At 67.0% G+C, this 17,520-nt stretch carries 15 protein-coding genes; 11 read left to right on the forward strand and 4 right to left on the reverse strand.

All coding sequences use genetic code 11. The annotated features are described in order from the left end of the window. Nucleotides 1–110 precede the first annotated feature (110 nt). The 6 genes from TSB10GB4_RS07295 (at nucleotide 111) to hflX (ending at nucleotide 7,970) form a co-directional block, all read left to right on the forward strand. Nucleotides 111–2,330 (forward strand): PAS domain-containing sensor histidine kinase, encoded by a 2,220-nt coding sequence (locus TSB10GB4_RS07295; protein WP_244293080.1) that lies wholly within the window; start codon nucleotides 111–113, stop codon nucleotides 2,328–2,330. After that, complete coding sequence (locus TSB10GB4_RS07300; RefSeq protein WP_186395182.1) at nucleotides 2,320–3,687, forward strand: sigma-54 dependent transcriptional regulator; 1,368 nt, start codon at nucleotides 2,320–2,322, stop codon at nucleotides 3,685–3,687. The genes TSB10GB4_RS07295 and TSB10GB4_RS07300 overlap by 11 nt, the downstream gene beginning before the upstream one ends. A 130-nt stretch (nucleotides 3,688–3,817) precedes the next feature. Further along, nucleotides 3,818–5,194, forward strand: coding sequence for a Trk system potassium transporter TrkA (trkA, locus tag TSB10GB4_RS07305; RefSeq protein ID WP_186388017.1), 1,377 nt, complete (start codon nucleotides 3,818–3,820; stop codon nucleotides 5,192–5,194). 43 nt (nucleotides 5,195–5,237) lie between these two features. Further along, the gene (locus TSB10GB4_RS07310) at nucleotides 5,238–6,101 is read left to right on the forward strand and encodes a D-amino-acid transaminase (RefSeq protein ID WP_186395183.1); all 864 of its coding nucleotides are present in this window, start codon (nucleotides 5,238–5,240) and stop codon (nucleotides 6,099–6,101) included. Nucleotides 6,102–6,308: 207 nt separating this feature from the next. Beyond that, nucleotides 6,309–6,566, forward strand: a complete 258-nt coding sequence (gene hfq / locus TSB10GB4_RS07315) for an RNA chaperone Hfq (protein WP_186388019.1) — start codon at nucleotides 6,309–6,311, stop codon at nucleotides 6,564–6,566. Beyond that, nucleotides 6,567–7,970: a GTPase HflX gene (gene hflX / locus TSB10GB4_RS07320; protein WP_186395184.1), complete on the forward strand. Its 1,404-nt coding sequence runs from the start codon at nucleotides 6,567–6,569 to the stop codon at nucleotides 7,968–7,970. Between the two features lie 18 nt (nucleotides 7,971–7,988). Here the strand turns inward: hflX and mazG are convergent, their stop codons facing one another. Then, nucleotides 7,989–8,822 (reverse strand): nucleoside triphosphate pyrophosphohydrolase, encoded by an 834-nt coding sequence (mazG, locus tag TSB10GB4_RS07325; protein ID WP_186395185.1) that lies wholly within the window; start codon nucleotides 8,820–8,822, stop codon nucleotides 7,989–7,991. A gap of 118 nt (nucleotides 8,823–8,940) precedes the next feature. On the opposite strand from mazG, the gene arfB reads away from it, so the two are divergent. Continuing rightward, nucleotides 8,941–9,360 (forward strand): alternative ribosome rescue aminoacyl-tRNA hydrolase ArfB, encoded by a 420-nt coding sequence (arfB, locus tag TSB10GB4_RS07330; protein WP_186395199.1) that lies wholly within the window; start codon nucleotides 8,941–8,943, stop codon nucleotides 9,358–9,360. On the opposite strand, the gene TSB10GB4_RS07335 is transcribed toward arfB, so the two are convergent. Continuing rightward, a complete protein-coding gene (locus TSB10GB4_RS07335) occupies nucleotides 9,361–10,320 on the reverse strand; it encodes a helix-turn-helix domain-containing protein (RefSeq protein ID WP_371328871.1) in 960 nt (319 codons plus the stop codon). On the opposite strand from TSB10GB4_RS07335, the gene TSB10GB4_RS07340 reads away from it, so the two are divergent. The 3 genes from TSB10GB4_RS07340 to xylA all read left to right on the forward strand — a co-directional run bounded on the left by TSB10GB4_RS07340 (nucleotide 10,319) and on the right by xylA (nucleotide 13,638). Further along, on the forward strand, nucleotides 10,319–10,723 hold the full coding sequence (locus TSB10GB4_RS07340; protein WP_186395186.1) for a hypothetical protein: 405 nt from the start codon (nucleotides 10,319–10,321) through the stop codon (nucleotides 10,721–10,723). The two genes, TSB10GB4_RS07335 and TSB10GB4_RS07340, sit on opposite strands and share 2 nt — an antisense overlap. 147 nt (nucleotides 10,724–10,870) lie before the next feature. Continuing rightward, the gene (gene xylB, locus TSB10GB4_RS07345; RefSeq protein ID WP_186395187.1) at nucleotides 10,871–12,334 is read left to right on the forward strand and encodes a xylulokinase; all 1,464 of its coding nucleotides are present in this window, start codon (nucleotides 10,871–10,873) and stop codon (nucleotides 12,332–12,334) included. Continuing rightward, nucleotides 12,331–13,638: a xylose isomerase gene (gene xylA / locus TSB10GB4_RS07350; protein ID WP_186395188.1), complete on the forward strand. Its 1,308-nt coding sequence runs from the start codon at nucleotides 12,331–12,333 to the stop codon at nucleotides 13,636–13,638. Before xylB ends, xylA begins: the two co-directional genes overlap by 4 nt. Nucleotides 13,639–13,744: 106 nt before the next feature. Here the strand turns inward: xylA and TSB10GB4_RS07355 are convergent, their stop codons facing one another. Beyond that, entirely contained in the window at nucleotides 13,745–13,948 is a 204-nt protein-coding gene (locus TSB10GB4_RS07355; RefSeq protein ID WP_186395189.1) for a hypothetical protein, read from the reverse strand. 173 nt (nucleotides 13,949–14,121) lie between these two features. Here TSB10GB4_RS07355 and TSB10GB4_RS07360 point away from each other — a divergent pair, with 173 nt between their 5' ends. Continuing rightward, on the forward strand, nucleotides 14,122–15,018 hold the full coding sequence (locus TSB10GB4_RS07360; RefSeq protein ID WP_186388026.1) for a LysR substrate-binding domain-containing protein: 897 nt from the start codon (nucleotides 14,122–14,124) through the stop codon (nucleotides 15,016–15,018). Nucleotides 15,019–15,030: 12 nt separating this feature from the next. Here the strand turns inward: TSB10GB4_RS07360 and TSB10GB4_RS07365 are convergent, their stop codons facing one another. Beyond that, complete coding sequence (locus TSB10GB4_RS07365; protein ID WP_186395190.1) at nucleotides 15,031–17,466, reverse strand: FAD-dependent oxidoreductase; 2,436 nt, start codon at nucleotides 17,464–17,466, stop codon at nucleotides 15,031–15,033. Nucleotides 17,467–17,520: the final 54 nt, after the last annotated feature.

Genomic DNA, 17,520 nt, shown 5'->3' on the forward strand with positions numbered 1-17,520 from the left:
CCCTGCAACGGTCCCGATTGGGCCGATTCTAGCGACGGTTGCCACGAGTGCTTGCCGAGAGATCCAGCGGAGCAGGTTCCCCCTCCGACCAGAGCCGGAGCGGATTGCGCGTGCGCCGGATCGGCCTCGTGCTGGTCATCGTTTCGCTGATCTCCATCACGCTGACCTTCTTCGTGCTGATGGGCGTGACGCCGATTGCGCCGGACGGTCCCGTCGCCCAGGCGGCAATGGTGATCAACGGCGTGCTGGTTGCGGTCCTGCTGCTGTTGATCGGCCTGGAATTCGCGGCCCTGCTGCAGGCACGCAGGCGAGGGCGGGCGGCCGCGCGCCTGCATGGGCGCATCGTCACCCTGTTCAGCGTCGTTGCGGCGGTTCCGGCGGTTCTGGTTGCGATTCTCGCGACGATCACGCTGGATCGCGGGCTCGACCGCTGGTTCGAGGACCGCACGCGGCTGATCATCGACAACGCCCTGACGGTGGCGCAGGCCTATCTGCAGGAGCATGCCCGGGTGCTGCGCGGCGATCTCATCGCCATGGCCAGCGATATCGACCGGGCCAAGGCGGTCTACGACTTCGAGCCGACGCGGTTCGACAGCTTCTTCCAGACGCAGACGACGCTGCGCGCGCTTGGCGGCGCCTTCCTGATGAAGCCGGACGGCACCGTGATCACCCGCGTCGTGATCAGTCCGGACGTCGAGGTGCTGCTGCCGCCGGTGGAGGCGTTCGAGCAGGCCAAGGGCGGCGAGCCGGTTCTGATCGCGCCGGGTGTTTCCAATCTCGTCGGCGGCGTCATGAGGCTCTCCGCCTATGAGGACATGTATCTCTATGTCACCCGCCCGATGGACAAGCGCGTGGTCGACTACATGCGGCTCGCCGAGGACGGCGCCAGCCAGTACACGCGCATGGAGCAGAGCCGCTTCGGCGTCCAGGTTGCCTTCGCGCTGGTCTATACCGGCGTCACCCTGGTGCTGCTGCTGTCCTCGATCTGGATCGGCTTCGGCTTCGCCAACATGCTGGTGGCACCGATCCGCCGGCTCATCGGCGCCGCCGATCAGGTCTCGAAGGGCAATCTCTACGTCCAGGTGGAAACCGACAAGTCGGCGGGCGACCTTGCCAATCTCGGCGCCACCTTCAACAACATGACGGCGCAGCTTCGCGGCCAGCGCGACGCGCTGCTGGCGGCGAACGACCAGATCGACCGCCGCCGCCGGTTCACCGAGGCGGTGTTGTCCGGCGTTACCGCCGGCGTCATCGGCATCGACGACACCGGCCGGATCACGCTGGTCAACCGCTCGGCGCTGTCCTTGCTGGATGTCAGCGAGAGCGCGCTGCTCGACGAACCGCTCGGCCGTGCCGTGCCGGAACTCGCCTCCATCGTCGAGGATGTGCTGGGCCGTGCCGACGACCGGATGACCGAGACCCAGGTGTCGCTGCACCGGCACGGGCGCGAACGCACCGTCAATGTGCGCGCGACCAGCGAGCAGTCGACGCGCCGCGAACACGGCTTCGTGGTGACGCTGGACGACATCACCGATCTGGTGACGGCCCAGCGCACCTCCGCCTGGGCCGACGTCGCCCGCCGCATCGCTCACGAGATCAAGAACCCGCTGACGCCGATCCAGCTCTCGGCGGAGCGCATCCGTCGGCGCTACGGCAAGACGATCACCGATGACGACCGCACGGTCTTCGACCAGTGCATCGACACGATCATCCGCCAGGTCGGGGACATCGGCCGCATGGTCGACGAGTTCTCGTCCTTTGCGCGCATGCCGAAGCCGACCATGAGCACGAGCGATTTGCGCACGACCGTGCGCGAGGCCGCATTCCTGCAGAGCGTGGCGAATCCCGACATTTCGATCCGGACCAACCTGCCGGAAGTGGCGGTGAAGGCGCGGTTCGACCAGCGGCTCGTCGGCCAGGCGCTGACCAACGTCATCAAGAATGCGACGGAATCGGTGACGGCCTTGCCGGCCGGAACCGCCGGCAAGGGCCGCATCGACGTGACGATCACCCAGAGCGACGATCGCATCACCGTCGAGGTGGTGGACAACGGCATCGGCCTGCCGGTGGAGAACCGGCAGCGGCTGCTGGAGCCTTACATGACGACCCGCGAGAAGGGGACCGGTCTCGGCCTCGCGATCGTCAAGAAGATCATGGAAGAGCATGGCGGCGGCATCGAGCTTCTCGATGCGCCGGAGCGAGAGGATTCCATCGGAGGCGGGCGAGGGGCCATGGTCCGCCTGACGATGGCCCGAAACACGGCGGATCTTCCGTCAGACACAGGCGAGGCGTCCGTGACCCCGGAGACGGTTGCTACAGATGGCGTATGATATCCTGATCGTCGACGATGAGGCCGATATTCGCGACCTCATCGCCGGCATCCTCGATGACGAGGGCTACAAGACACGCACGGCCGGCGACAGCGACAGTGCGCTTGCTGCGATCAAGGAGCGGCGGCCCTCCATGGTCGTGCTGGACATCTGGCTCCAGGGCAGCCGCCTTGACGGGCTGGAACTGCTGGACGCGATCAAGGCCCAGGACCCGGACCTGCCGGTGGTGATCATCTCCGGCCATGGCAACATCGAGACGGCGGTGTCGGCGATCAAACGCGGCGCCTACGACTATATCGAGAAGCCGTTCAAGGCCGACCGGCTGGTGCTGATCACCGAGCGGGCGCTGGAGGCTTCCTCGCTGAAGCGCGAGATCAAGCAGTTGCGCCAGCGCAGCGGCGACGCGCCGGAACTGCTCGGCGCCAGCAGCGCTATGAACAACCTGCGTCACACGATCGAGCGCGTCGCGCCGACCAACAGCCGTGTGCTGATCATCGGCCCGTCGGGTGCGGGCAAGGAACTGGCCGCGCGAACCATCCACGCCATGTCGCAGCGCGCGCGCAATCCCTTCGTGGTGATCAACGCGGCGACGATCACCCCCGAGCGGATGGAGGAGGAGCTGTTCGGCATTGAGGATGCCGACGGTCGCATCCGCAAGGTCGGCGCGATGGAGGAGGCCCACGGCGGCACGCTCTATATCGACGAAGTCGCCGACATGCCCTACGAGACCCAGGGCAAGATCCTGCGGGTGCTGGTCGACCAGACCTTCACCCGCGTCGGCGGCGTCGGCAAGGTGAGCGTCGACATCCGCATCCTGTCCTCGAGCGCGCGCAACCTGGAGAGCGAGATCTCCGAGGCGCGGTTCCGCGAGGACCTGTTTCACCGGCTCGGCGTGGTGCCGCTTCAGGTGCCGCCGCTGGCGGATAGGCGCGACGACATTCCCGACCTGGTCCGCTTCTTCATGGAGCAGATCTCGGTGGCGTCCGGCCTGCCGATCCGCAAGATCGGCGAGGATGCGATGGCGGTGCTGCAGGCGCATGACTGGCCCGGCAACGTGCGGCAGTTGCGCAACAATGTCGAGCGGCTGATGATCCTCACCCGCGGCGATCCGGAGGCGGTGATCACCGCCGACCTGCTGCCCGGTGAGATCGGCGCGGATGTGCCGAGCCTGCCGACCAATGGCGGCGGCGAGCACCTGATGGCCCTGCCGCTGCGGGATGCGCGCGAGATGTTCGAGCGGGACTATCTTCAGGCCCAGATCAAGCGGTTCGGCGGCAACGTGTCGCGGACGGCCGAGTTTGTGGGCATGGAACGGTCCGCCCTGCATCGGAAACTGAAGTCGCTCGGCTTGTCCTAGCGGAGCGGATTTGACATGTGAGTCTCGCTGGCAGGCCGGACGCGCGCTCAAATGCCAGACGCGAACTGCCGGGTTCGACGACGTGACGGGTCGCCGGCTGGCCAGACTTCCTTGAAGGGACCTGGATCCGATGAGAGTGGTGATTTGCGGGGCCGGCCAGGTTGGGTACGGCATTGCCGAAAAGCTCGCGGCCGAGCAGAACGACGTCTCGGTCATCGATTCCTCGCCGCGCCTGATCAACGCGATCCGCGACACGCTCGACGTGCGCGGCTTCGTCGGCCATGGCGCGCATCCGGACGTGCTGGCGCAGGCTGGCGCCGACCAGGCCGACATGCTGATCGCCGTCACGCTTTATGACGAAGTCAACATGGTCGCCTGCCAGGTCGCCCATTCCCTGTTCAAGGTGCCGACCAAGGTGGCGCGGGTGCGCGCGCAGAGCTATCTGAAGCCGCATTGGAGCGACCTGTTCTCCCGCGACAACATGCCCATCGATGTGATCATCTCGCCGGAAATCGAGGTCGGCGAGATGGTGTTGCGGCGCCTCGCGCTGCCCGGCGCCGTGGAGACCGTACGCTTCGCCGACGATCAGGTCGTGGTGGTCGGCGTGATCTGCCGGGAGGACTGTCCGGTGGTGAACACGCCGCTGCGGCAGCTCACCGAGCTTTTTCCCGATCTCGGGGCCGTGGTCAGCGGCGTCTTTCGCGGCAACCATCTGTTCGTTCCGAAGAGCTCCGATTCCCTGCTGGTTGACGATCTCGTCTATGTGGTCGCGCGCCGCGACCAGGTGCGCCGGACGCTGGCGATCTTCGGCCACGAGGAGCCCGAGGCAAGCCGCGTCGTCATCGCCGGCGGCGGCAATATCGGCCATTACGTGGCGCGCATGCTGGAGCAGCGCCAGTCGGCGGCCAAGGTCAAGATCATCGAGAACTCGCGCGAGCGCGCCCTCAGCATCGCCGATACGTTGAAGCGCGCGGTGATCCTGCATGGCAGCGCGCTCGACCAGTCGATCCTCAAGGAAGCCGATATCCAGGACGCGGACACCTTGATCGCGCTGACCAATGAGGACGAGGTCAATATCCTCTCCTGCGTCATGGCCAAGAAGCTCGGCTGCAAGCGCAACCTGTCGCTGCTCAACAATCCGAGCTATCCGACCTTTGCCCATGCGCTCGGCATTGACGCCTTCGTCAATCCGAGGCAAGTGACGATCTCCAAGATCCTGCAGCATGTGCGGCGCGGTCGTATCCGCGGCGTGCATGCCCTGCAGAACGGGGCGGCCGAGGTGATCGAGGCCGAGGCCCTGGAAACCTCGCCGCTCGTCGGCAAGCCCTTGCGGGAGGTCGAACTGCCCGACGGCATTCGAGTCGGCGCGATCTTCCGGGACGGCACCGTCATCACGCCGGACGGCTCGACCATCATCCGCGCCCATGACCGCTGTGTGCTGTTCGCCATCGCGGAGCGGGTGCGGCAGGTCGAGCAGATGTTCCGCGTCAGCCTGGAATTCTTCTGACACGCGGCAGGGCCGCCGCGTTCCGCAATCGACTGGAGGAAGCATGAGCCGTATCGCATATGTGAACGGGCGTTACGTTCGCCACGCGGAGGCTGCCGTTCACATCGAGGACCGGGGCTACCAGTTCGCCGATGGCGTCTATGAGGTCTGCGAGATCTGGCAGGGCCATCTCGTCGACGAGCGGCGCCATCTCGACCGGCTGGAGCGGTCCCTCGGCGAATTGTCTATCCGCATGCCGATGGGCCGCGCCGCGCTGTCGCAGGTGCTGCACGAGGTGGTCCGTCGCAACAAGGTGCGTGACGGGCTCGTCTACATGCAGGTGACGCGCGGTGTCTCGCGACGCGACCATGTCTTCCCGCCGGCGTCCGTCGCGCCCGCGCTGGTGGTGACGGCGCGGTCGTCGCAGCCGGCGGCGGCCGCTGCCCTGGCGGAAAAGGGCGTTTCGGTGATCTCCGTGCCGGAGAACCGCTGGGAGCGCGTCGACATCAAGACCGTCGGCCTGCTGCCCAACGTGCTGGCCAAGCAGAAGGCGAAGGAGGCGGGCGCCCGCGAGGCCTGGTTCGTCGACCGCGACGGCATGGTCACCGAAGGTGGTTCGACCAATGCCTGGATCGTCACCAAGGACAACTGCCTGGTGACGCGGCCGGCCACGAGCGGCATTCTCAAGGGGATCACCCGGCAGGTGGTGCTCGACATGATCGAGCGCAACGGCCTCACCTTCGAGGAACGCGCCTTCAGCCTCGACGAGGCGAAAGGCGCCAAGGAAGCCTTCATGACGGCCGCAACGACGGTGGTCATGCCGGTGGTGCGGATCGACGACCAGTCGATCGGCAATGGTCATCCGGGCGAGATCACCCGGGAGCTGCGCCGGATGTTCCACGAAACCGCCGAAACGAGTGCGGTGTGACTTGAGGCAGTCCGTGACATATAAACGAGCAGAAATGGCACTCAGGATACGTTAGAGTGCCAGGGTGCGCCCAAGGGCCTTCCTCCGGGCTCTTGACGCTGGGGCTGCCGGGCGCAATGCTGCGGGCAGCATGGCTGCATGGCGGCAGTTTTTGTTTCGGCTGGGCGCACCAATAAACGACAAGACGAATGCAGGAAAAAATAAAACATGGCTGACCGCGCTCAAAACCTTCAGGACACTTTCCTCAACCATGTACGCAAACAGAAGACACCGCTGACGATCTTCCTGATCAACGGCGTTAAGTTGCAAGGTGTCGTGACCTGGTTCGACAACTTCTGCGTTCTTCTGCGCCGCGACGGACACTCGCAACTTGTTTACAAGCACGCGATCTCGACCGTAATGCCGAATGCTCCGGTGCAACTGTTCGAACCGGCCGACGAGGCTGGCGACAAGGCGGCGGGCTGATTGAAGAACCAAGCCCGCTCGAATCGCAAGGACAAGCCCGCGCAGGAACCGGACAACCCGTTCGAGGGCCCGCGCGGGGCAGCCGGTGCGCGTGCTGCCGTCATCGTCCCCGTACTGACCGGGCGGCTGCGCGGGGAGAGCGCCCCGCAACTGCGGCGCACGCCGGAGGCGCGGCTGGAGGAGGCGATCGGCCTTGCCGCCGCCATCGACCTTGAGATCGTCTCCAGCGGCATCGTCACCGTTGCCACTCCCAAGCCCGGCACGCTGTTCGGCAGCGGCAAGGTCGAGGAGCTCGCCGCCATCGTCAAGGCGGAGGAGATCGAACTCGTCGTCGTCGATCATCCGCTGACGCCGATCCAGCAGCGCAACCTGGAAAAGGCGCTCTACTGCAAGGTGCTCGACCGCACCGGCCTGATCCTCGAGATCTTCGGCGATCGCGCCAGCACGGCGGAGGGCACGCTGCAGGTGGAACTCGCCCACCTCAAGTGGCAGAAGAGCCGGCTGGTGCGCTCCTGGACCCATCTGGAGCGGCAGCGCGGCGGCCTCGGCTTCGTCGGCGGACCCGGCGAAACCCAGATCGAGGCCGACCGGCGGCTGATCCAGGAGCGGATCAACCGGCTGGAAAAGGATCTCGAGCAGGTCACCCGCACCCGCGAGTTGCACCGGGCCAAGCGCAAGAAGGTGCCGCAGCCGGTGGTGGCGCTGGTCGGCTACACCAATGCCGGCAAGTCGACGCTGTTCAACCGGCTGACCCGGGCCGATGTCTTCGCCAAGGACCTCCTGTTCGCGACGCTCGATCCGACGCTGCGGCGCGTGACGCTGCCGCATGGGCGCGAGGTGATCTTGTCCGACACGGTGGGCTTCATCTCCGACCTGCCGACCCATCTCATCGCCGCCTTCCGCGCGACGCTGGAGGAGGTGACCGAGGCGGACCTGATCCTGCACGTGCGCGACATCTCGCATGAGGACACCGAGGCGCAGGCCGCCGACGTTGCCACGACGCTCGACGCGCTGGGGCTGGAACAGGCGCAAAACAGTCGCCTGATCGAGGTGTGGAACAAGGTCGACAAGCTCTCCGACGAGCACCGGCAGACCTTGCTCGCCGCCAACCGCATCGATGAGGGGCCCGTTGCCGTCTCTGCCGTGACCGGCGAGGGGGTCGAGGATCTTTTGGCGCGGGTGGAACTGCGGCTTGCCGAAGACAGTCTCGTCTATGACATGCGGCTGGCGCCGGAGGACGGCGAGGGGCTCGCCTGGCTTTATCGCAACACCGACGTGCTGCGGCGGATCGAGGGCGAGAACGGCATCGCGCTTCGCGTACGTGTCGGAGAGCGGCGCAAGGGCGAGTTCACCACCCGCTATCGCGGTGCCTTCACCGAGATCGACGAGGACGGGGCGGACTGAGGGGCGCTTGGACGGGCGTCACGCGTCTTGCGACTTCGCTGCCTGCCAGACCGCTTCCATCTCGTCGAGGCTCATGTCGGCCAAGGTGCGGCCGTCTGCTTCCGCGGCGTCCTCGATGGCCGCAAAGCGGCGGCGGAACTTGCGGTTGGTGCGCTTCAAGGCCTCTTCCGGATCGATGTCGAGATGCCGGGCGAGGTTCGTCACGGCGAAGATCAGGTCGCCGATCTCGCCGGCGATGCGCTCGCGGTCGGGCATTTCGCCATCGGCCGTAATTTCGCTCGCCAGTTCCTCGGTCTCCTCGCGGATCTTGTCGAGAACGGGTCCCGCGCTGCCCCAATCGAAGCCGACGCGCGCCGCGCGCCGCTGCAGCTTCTCGGCCTCGGTCAGGGCAGGGAAGATCGCCGGAACGTCGTCGAGGAAGCGTCGGCGCTCCTCGCCCAGCCCGGCGGCGGCGCGGGCGCTGGCCCGCTCCAGCTTTTCCTGCTGCTTGATCTTCTCCCACATGCCCTTGGCGATGCCGGCGGAGCGGGCATTGTCGTCGCCGAAGACATGCGGATGTCGGCGGATCATCTTGGTGGTGATCGCCTCGACGACATCGGGAAAGGCGAAAGCCCCCTGTTCCTCGGAAAGGCGGGCGTGATAGACCACCTGCAGGAGCAGGTCGCCAAGTTCCTCGCGCAGGTCGACCATGTCGCCGCGCTGGATCGCGTCGGCGACCTCGTAGGCTTCCTCGATCGTGTAAGGCGCGATCGTGGCGAAGTCCTGCTCCAGATCCCAGGGGCAGCCGGTTCCGGGCGTGCGCAGGGCGGCCATGATCTCGATCAGTCGCTTGATGTCGCGGTCCGGTGTCACGGTGGCGCCCCTCATATCTGGTCGTGGCGACCGACATAGCATTGCACCGGAGGCGTTCCAAGCGGCCCTCCGAAAGCGTGAACAACGGAACAGGACGGCGATGGCGTCGGTGGCGGACATGGATCTGGAGGTGGCGCCGGGGGTAAGCATCCCGGCCGGCGACCTGTCGGAGAGCTTCATTCGCGCTTCGGGACCTGGCGGGCAGAACGTCAACAAGGTCGCGACCGCCGTGCAACTCCGGTTCGACCTTTCGGGCAACCGGACGCTCGCGGAGGACGTCAAGGAGCGGCTCGGTCGCCTTGCCGGCAACCGGCTGACGCTGGCGGGCGAGATTCTCATCCAGGCCGACCGGTTCCGCACCCAGGAGCGCAACCGCCAGGATGCGCTGGAGCGTCTCGCCGCGCTGGTGCGCAAGGCGCTGGAGCGGCCCAAGCCGCGCAAGGCGACGCGGCCGACAAAGGCCTCCAAGGAGCGGAGGCTCGCTGCCAAGAAGCAGCGCTCGGCGATCAAGCGGATGCGCTCGGGCCCCGACGACTGATCACCCGGCCGGGGCCTCGTCGGCAAGGCTGGCGCTGAGCGCCGTCATCGCCGCTGCCGTCGCCGCGTCGGCGGGGAAGAAGCTCTCGATCACCAGTTCCGACAGGAAAATATCGAGCGCGGTGCCGAACACCGTCGTCGTGCTGAGAAAGGACAGGACCGTCTCGCCGGCGAGCAATTCCAGCGGCACGGCAATGCCGGCATGCCGGTGGCGGGCCGCGACCGGCTGTGCCTTCGCGCCCGTCGGCACCGGATAGGCCCCCAGTTCCTCGACCAGCGCGGCAATCTCGGCATCGCCGGACATGTCGGCCTGTTGCCCCAGTCGCTCCAGCAGATGGGCGCGCCATTCGCGGTAGTTGCGGATGCGCGGGGCAAGGCCGTCCGGGTGGAGACTGACCCTCAAGACGTTGACCGGGGGCACGAGCAGGTGCGGCGCGATGCCTTCGAGCAGGGCCAGCGCCGGCGCATTGGCGCGTATCAGGTTCCAGTTGCGGTCGACGGCAAGAGCCGGGTGAGGGGCGTGGCCATCGAGGATGCGTCCGACCACCTCCATCGCGGCGGCAAGGTCCGGATGGTCCGCCGCGCGCTCCTGCGTCTGCGGCGAAAACCCCGCGGCTGCCAGCAGCGCGTTGTGTTCGCGCGGCGGCAGGGCGAGTTGGTCGGCCAGCCGCAGGGCCATCTCGCGGCTTGGCTGGGCCTTGCCGCATTCGAGGAAACTGAGGTGGCGTTGCGACAGGCCGGCCTCCGCGGCAAGCGCAAGCTGGCTGAGGCGGCGGCGACTGCGCCATTGGCGCAGCAGATCGGGAAAGGTCGAGCGGATGGTCATCATGCCGGCATGGTGCCCGGCATTTTTTCTGGCTTCAATGACCTGTGAGGTAATCGCCTTGATGACCTGGCGATGGTTCTCTCTCGGCATCCAGCCCGGCATGAGGCCGGCCTGCCAGCCAAGGAGAGTCCCCATGTTGCAGATCTTCGACCGCCTGTCCCTGCGCGGCCTTCTCGGTCTCGACGCCGTCACCTGCTTCGTCATGGGCGGCCTGCTGCTTGCCGCGGGCAGCCTGCTCGCCGCGCCGCTCGGCCTTCCCGAGGGCCTGCTGTTCTATGCCGGGCTGGTGCTGCTGCCGGTCGCGGTCTTCATGCTGGCGGTCGCGGCGCCGTCGTCTCCCCCGGCGGCGGGCGTTTTCGTGGTCGTCGCCGGCAACTGGCTTTGGGTGGCGGCGAGCGTCGCCCTGCCGCTCCTCGGTCTCGTCTCGCCGACGGGGCTCGGCTACGCCTTTCTCGGCGTGCAGGCGGTCGCGGTGGCGGTTCTGGCCTTCGCGGAGCAGCGGGCTCTGGCGCGTGCCGCAGCGCCGGTTCTTGCCTGATCGTTGGCCTTGCAGGACCCGATATCGTGGCGGCGCGAGCAATCGCGCCGCCTGTTTTCATCGAGCCTCTTTATTTCCCCGCGTCATGGTATATTTTGGTATCGAAAATAATATGAACAGCCGCCACGACGCGGCGCGGGAGGAAACGTGTATCTGGGAATCGACATCGGCACGTCCGGGGTCAAGGCGGTGCTCATGGACGAGGCGGACGCGATCCTTGCCTCCGCGTCCAGTTCTCTGACCGTCTCACGGCCACATCCCGGCTGGTCGGAGCAGGACCCGCATGCCTGGTGGGATGCGGTGGTCGCAGCGCTCGACGAACTCGCCCGCAGCCATCCGTCCGAAATGGCGGCCGTCACCGGCCTCGGCCTGTCCGGTCAGATGCATGGCGCGACCTTGCTGGATGCCGCGCATCAGGTGCTGCGTCCTGCGATTCTGTGGAACGACGGGCGCTCGGAAGCCGAGTGCGGGGCGCTGGACGCGCGGGCCGATTTTCGCGGCATCGGCGGCAATCTTGTCATGCCCGGCTTCACCGCGCCGAAGCTCGAATGGGTCGCGCGTCACGAACCCGACATCTTTGCGAAAACCGCCTTGGTGCTGCTGCCGAAGGACTATGTCCGGCTGCGCCTGACCGGGGCGGCCGTCTCCGACATGTCGGACGCCGCCGGCACCCTCTGGCTTGATGTCGCCCGCCGCGACTGGTCGGACGAGCTGCTTGCCGCAACCGGCCTTTCGCGCGCCAACATGCCGACCCTCGCCGAGGGCACCGATGCGACCGGCACGATCCTGCCGGAACTGGCCGCGCGCTGGGGTTTTGCCCGGCCGCCGGTGGTGGCGGGCGGGGCCGGCGACAATGCCGCCAGTGCCTGCGGCATCGGCGCCGTGCGTCCGGGCGAGGCCTTTCTGTCGCTCGGCACGTCCGGCGTTCTGTTCGTTGCGACCGACCGCTTCCGGCCCAACACCGCCGGCGCGGTTCATGCGTTCTGCCATGCGCTGCCGGACACCTGGCACCAGATGGGGGTGATCCTGTCGGCGACCGACAGCCTCAACTGGCTGGCACGGATTTCGGGCTGCGATGTCGCGACGCTCGAGCGCGAGGCAGCCACCCGCCGGCAACAGCCTCGGGACGGGCAGCCGGTGCTGTTCCTGCCTTATCTGTCCGGCGAGCGCACGCCGCACAACGACGCCTCGGCGCGCGGCAGCTTCGTCGGCCTGTCGCAGGCGCACGACCGGGCCGATCTCGCGCTCGCCGTGCTGGAAGGCGTTGCCTATGCCTTTCGCGACTGCCTCGACGTGCTGTCGGCCGCCGGGACCCGCGTCGAGCGGGCCACCGCCATCGGTGGCGGCGCCCGTTCGCACGACTGGCTGGAGATCCTGGCGAGTGTGCTGGGCATCGAAATCGCCGTGCCCGGCAACGGCGATTTCGGCGCGGCCTTTGGCGCGGCGCGGCTCGGCCGGGCGGCGGCCACCGGCGCTTGCGGTGCGGATCGCTTCGCCCCGCCGCCGACAGCCTTTTCCATCGGCCCAGACGGGGCCTTGCGTTCCTTCCACGAAGAGGGGCTCGCCCGCTACCGGGCCCTCTATCCGGCACTGAAAGAGGTTCTGCGATGACTGCGTTTTTCGACGGCATTCCCGCCATCCGCTACGAAGGGCCGGAGAGCGAAAATCCCTTTGCCTATCGCTGGTACGACGCCGACAGGCTCGTGCTGGGCAAGCGGATGGAGGAACATCTGCGCTTTGCCGTCGCCTATTGGCACAGCTTCTGCTGGCCGGGCGGCGATCCGTTCGGCGGCCAGACCTTCGAACGGCCGTGGTTCGGCGAGACGATGGAGATGGCGCGCCTGAAGGCCGACGTCGCCTTCGAGATGTTCGACCTGCTTGGCGTGCCGTTCTTCTGTTTCCACGACCGGGATGCGGTGCCGGAGGGCGCGACGCTCGCCGAGAGCAACCGCAATCTGCAGGAGATCGCGGAGGTCTTCGCCCGCAAGATGGAGAGCTCGAAGACGCGCCTCCTGTGGGGCACGGCCAACCTCTTCTCGCATCGTCGCTACATGGCGGGCGCGGCGACCAATCCGGACCCGGACGTCTTCGCTTACGCAGCCGGGCAGGTGAAGGCCTGCATGGACGTGACGCACCAGCTCGGCGGCCAGAACTACGTGCTGTGGGGCGGGCGTGAGGGCTACGAGACGCTGCTCAACACGGATCTCAGGCACGAACTCGACCAGATGGGCCGCTTCCTGTCGATGGTCGTCGACTACAAGCACAAGATCGGCTTTCCGGGCGCGATCCTGATCGAGCCGAAGCCGCAGGAGCCGACCAAGCACCAGTACGATTTCGACGTCGCCACCGTCTACGGCTTCCTCAAGGCCTATGGCCTGGAGAGGGAGGTGAAGGTGAACATCGAAGTCGGCCATGCGGTGCTCGCCGGCCATTCCTTCGAGCACGAGGTGGCGCTCGCCTCCGCGCTTGGGATCTTCGGGTCCATCGACATGAACCGCAACGACTACCAGTCCGGCTGGGACACCGACCAGTTCCCGATGAACGTACCGGAAGTGGCGCTGGCGCTCTACTACATCCTCAAGGCGGGCGGCTTCACCACCGGCGGCCTCAACTTCGATGCCAAGCTCCGCCGCCAGTCGCTGGATGCGGCCGACCTGATCCATGGCCATATCGGCGGCATGGACACCTGCGCCCGCGGGCTTCTCGCCGCCGCCGAGCTCATGGAAAAGGGCGACCTGTCGGATGCGGTGGCCAAGCGCTATGCCGGATGGCAGGCGCCGGAGGCCGCCGCCATGCTGAAGGGCGAGCGCACGCTGGAGGAGATCGCCGCGCGCGTCGAGCGCGAGGGGATCGATCCGCGCCCGGTCTCGGGCCGCCAGGAATATCTGGAGAACCTGGTCAACCGCCGCCTCTGAGCTTGGCTTCAACGCCTTCTGCGCAAACGAAAACCGCCGAAGCGTGAGCTTCGGCGGTTTGTCGTTTCAGGTGACGATGCGGTCGAAAGCCGGCGGGGAGGCGTGCTCAGCGACCGTTCAGTCCGAGGCGGGCAGCGTTCGAGGCACCGGGCTCGCCGGCGCGGAACGACTGGAAACGGGCCTGCTTCGCCGCGTCGCCCGACATGCCGAGATCGGCGAGGGTGCGCGGGTCGGTGTCGGCGACCGACAGCGCATGGACGCGCGCCGTGGCGCCGAAGGCCGTGCCGAGAAGCTTGGTCAGATAGGACATGGCGCTCTCCATGCGCTCAAGTTGCGATGCCGTGGCGGCCGGACAGTTCGCACGCGGGCGAACTGTCATACCGCTCTGACCGGGGATATGGTGGTATTCGCGCTATCAGGCAAACCAAAAGGACTCATGTATATGATCAATTTCATTGATCTGAACGACAGGGAGGCCACACCATGGACCTGGTGCCGGGAAAAGGCACGCCGCTGATCGAGACGGACCTCTATCGGACCTTCCTCGTCATCGCCGAAACCGGAAGTTTTTCAAAGGCTTCCGAGGTGATCGGGCGCACGCCGTCGGCCGTCTCCATGCAGGTGAAGAAGCTGGAGACGCTGCTCGGCACTGCGGTTTTCGCAAGGGAGGGACGCAGTGTCCGCATGACTGCGGAGGGCGAGGCGCTGCTCGGGTATGCGCGGCGCATCCTGCTGCTCAACGAGGAGGCGGTGGCGATGTTCCGCTCGCCCTCCATCGAGGGCGAGGTGCGCTTCGGGGCTCCGTCCGATTTCGGCACGCGATTCCTGCCCAACATCCTGACGCGCTTCGCGCGCTCGCATCCGGCGGTCAATGTCGACGTGCATCTCGACGGCAGTCCGCCGCTGCTGCAAAAGCTGAAGGAGGGCCAACTCGACCTGATCCTCTACACGGCCCGGCCCGACAGCGATCTCGCCCGCGGCGGGGAGATCGTCTACACCGAGCCGCTCGCCTGGGCGGGACTGGAAGGGGGCGTTGCCTATAGCCGCAACCCGCTGCCGCTGGCGCTGTCGGTGTCCGGCTGCCCGTGGCGCAAGGCCGCGCGCATCGCCCTCGACAAGGCCGAGCATCCCTACCGGATCGCCTATCAGAGCTTTCACAGCGCGGGACAGGAAGCGGCTCTTCTGGCGGATCTCGCCATTGCCCCATTTCCGACCAGCGTCATCACGCCGCCGCTGCAGAAGCTCGACGCGCGCCACGGCCTGCCGGAAATCGGCGACTACCACCTGATCCTCAAGGAGGCGGGCAATGCCGGCAAGGCGAGCGACGCCTTCGCCAGCCATGTGATCGCCTGCTTCCGGGAGATGAATCCCGGAAGCTGAGCGCCGCGCCGGCTACATGCGCATCCGCTCGGCGCGCGGGTCGAACAGCGGCTGCGTGATGATGCGGGCCTTGACCCGCTCGCCGATGATCTCGATCTCGAAGGCGCCGTCCGGGCCGAGCGCCGCCAGGTCCTTCGGCAGGTAGCCTTGCGCCAGCGAGGCGTCGACGAAATGGCCGTAGCCGCCGGAGGTGATCCAGCCGACGACCTTTCCGTCATGCCAGATCGGCTCGTCGCCGATCACGTCGGCATCGCCCGCCTCGACGACGAAGCTCACCCGGCGCAGCGTGCCGCCGCTCTCCTTCTCCCGAATGGCGGCCTCGCGGCCGATGAAGTCGCCCTTGTTCAGCGCGACGAAGCGGCCGAGATCGGCCTCAAAGGGTCCGTAGATCGGGCGGAACTCGCGGAACCAGGTGCCGAAGTTCTTTTCCAGCCGCAGGCAGAGCAGGGCGCGCATGCCGAAGTCGCGCAGGCCGAGATCGACGCCGGCCTCCTTCAGCGCGTCATAGACCCGCCGTTCGTAGTGCGGCGCCATCCAGATCTCGTAGCCGAGGTCGCCGGTATAGCTGATGCGGCTGACATGGCAGGGGGCGGAGGCGACGTCCATCCCCCGGCTGGCCATGAAGGGGAAGGCGTCGTTCGACACGTCGTCGCCGGTGACGCGCGCCAGCAGGTCGCGCGCCTTGGGCCCGGCGATCGACAGGCCGACCCAGCCGAGATTGATCGGCGTCACCCGTACCGAGCCGTCCTGCGGCAGATGCCGCTCGAACCAGCGCATGTGGTAGATCTCGGCTTGGGATGAGCCCCACATCAGGAAGCGGTCGTCGGCGATGCGGGCGATGGTGAAGTCGCCGATCAGCTTGCCGGTCTCGTTCAGCATCGGCGTCAGCACCATGCGGCCGAGTGCCGGCATGCGGTTGGTCATCATCCGGTCGAGGAAGGCCTCGGCACCGCTGCCTGCGATCTCGTACTTGGCGAAATTGGCGATCTCGGTGATGCCGACGCCGCTCCGCAGCGCCTGGCACTCGGCCTTGACGTGCTCGAAGTCGTTGGACCGGCGGAAGGAAACGATGTCGCGCGCCTCCGTGCCTTCGGGCGCGAACCAGAGCGGGGTCTCCAGCGCCCAACTGTCGCCCATCACCGCGCCTTGCGCGCGCATGCGGTCGTAGAGCGGCGTCGTCTGGTGCGGACGGGCGGCGGGCAGTTCCTCGTTGGGATAGCGGATGCGGAAGCGGCGGGAATAGTTCTCGCGCACCTTGGCATTGGTATAGGCAAGGGTCGCCCAGGGACCGAAGCGGGCAACGTCCATGCCCCAGATGTCGAAGCCGGGGTCGCCGTCGACCATCCAGTTGGAGAGGGCAAGGCCGACGCCGCCGCCCTGGCTGAAGCCGGCCATGACCGCGCAGGCGCACCAGAAATTGGTGAGGCCGCGCACCGGGCCGACCAGCGGATTGCCGTCCGGGGAGAAGGTGAAGGGGCCGTTTACGAACTGCTTGATGCCGGTGTGCTTGAGCGCGGGGAAGTGCTCGAAACCGATCTCCAGCGAGGGGGCGATGCGCTCCAGATTCGGCGCCAGCAGTTCCTGGCCGAAGTCCCAGGGCGTCTGGCGCGGGCTCCAGGGCGTTGCCGCGCGCTCATAGGTGCCGAGCAGCATGCCGCCGCGCTCCTGGCGGGTATAGATCTCGCCGGAGAAGTCGATGGCGTGAACCATCTCCTTGCCGGTCGAGGCGACGATCTCGGCGATCTCCGGCATGTCTTCGGTCAGCAGATAGTGGTGCTCCATGGCAAGGACGGGGAGTTCCAGCCCGACCATGCGGCCGACCTCGCGCGCCCACAGGCCGCCGGCATTGACCACATGCTCGGCCTCCACCGTGCCCTGTTCGGTGACGACCAGCCAGGTGCCATCCGGCTTCTGGGCGAGCTCCACCACGCGGTTGCGCAGCGAGATCTCGGCGCCGGCCTTGCGCGCCGCCTTGGCATAGGCATGGGTGGTGCCGGAGGGGTCGAGATGGCCCTCGATCGGGTCCCACATGGCGCCGACGAAATGCCGCTCGTCGATCAGCGGCAGGACTTCCTTGGCCTCTTTCGCCGAGATGATCTCCGTTTCCATGCCGAGATAGCGGCCGCGCGCATGGGCCATCTTCAGCCAGTCGAGCCGCTCGCGCGTGTCGGCGAGCTGCAGGCCGCCGGTCAGGTGCAACCCGCAGGACTGGCCGGAAATCTCCTCGATCTCCTTGTAGAGCGAGACGGTGTAGGCCTGCAGCTTGGCGACGTTCGGGTCGCCGTTCAGCGTGTGGAAGCCGCCGGCCGCATGCCAGGTCGAGCCGGAGGTGAGCTCCGAGCGCTCGATCAGCAGCACGTCGGTCCAGCCCCTCCGGGTCAGGTGATAAAGGACGCTGCAGCCGACGACGCCGCCGCCGATCACCACCACGCGAGCCTGGGATTTCATTCGTCTGGGTCCCCGTTGTCTGGAAGGGAGGGATGGGAGCGCCGACGGCCCGCC

This window comes from Stappia sp. TSB10GB4, from assembly GCF_900185745.1.
In the GTDB taxonomy this organism is placed as follows: Bacteria; Pseudomonadota; Alphaproteobacteria; order Rhizobiales; family Stappiaceae; genus Stappia.

Coding starts and splice junctions, on each gene's coding strand:
- TSB10GB4_RS07335 (WP_371328871.1), bottom strand. CDS start 10,320: ATGGGGACTCTCCTTGGCTGGCAGGCCGGCCTCATGCCGGGCTGGATG.
- TSB10GB4_RS07310 (WP_186395183.1), top strand. CDS start 5,238: ATGAGCCGTATCGCATATGTGAACGGGCGTTACGTTCGCCACGCGGAG.
- TSB10GB4_RS07360 (WP_186388026.1), top strand. CDS start 14,122: ATGGACCTGGTGCCGGGAAAAGGCACGCCGCTGATCGAGACGGACCTC.
- TSB10GB4_RS07340 (WP_186395186.1), top strand. CDS start 10,319: ATGTTGCAGATCTTCGACCGCCTGTCCCTGCGCGGCCTTCTCGGTCTC.
- hfq (WP_186388019.1), top strand. CDS start 6,309: ATGGCTGACCGCGCTCAAAACCTTCAGGACACTTTCCTCAACCATGTA.
- TSB10GB4_RS07365 (WP_186395190.1), bottom strand. CDS start 17,466: ATGAAATCCCAGGCTCGCGTGGTGGTGATCGGCGGCGGCGTCGTCGGC.
- TSB10GB4_RS07355 (WP_186395189.1), bottom strand. CDS start 13,948: ATGTCCTATCTGACCAAGCTTCTCGGCACGGCCTTCGGCGCCACGGCG.
- arfB (WP_186395199.1), top strand. CDS start 8,941: ATGGATCTGGAGGTGGCGCCGGGGGTAAGCATCCCGGCCGGCGACCTG.
- trkA (WP_186388017.1), top strand. CDS start 3,818: ATGAGAGTGGTGATTTGCGGGGCCGGCCAGGTTGGGTACGGCATTGCC.
- TSB10GB4_RS07300 (WP_186395182.1), top strand. CDS start 2,320: ATGGCGTATGATATCCTGATCGTCGACGATGAGGCCGATATTCGCGAC.
- xylA (WP_186395188.1), top strand. CDS start 12,331: ATGACTGCGTTTTTCGACGGCATTCCCGCCATCCGCTACGAAGGGCCG.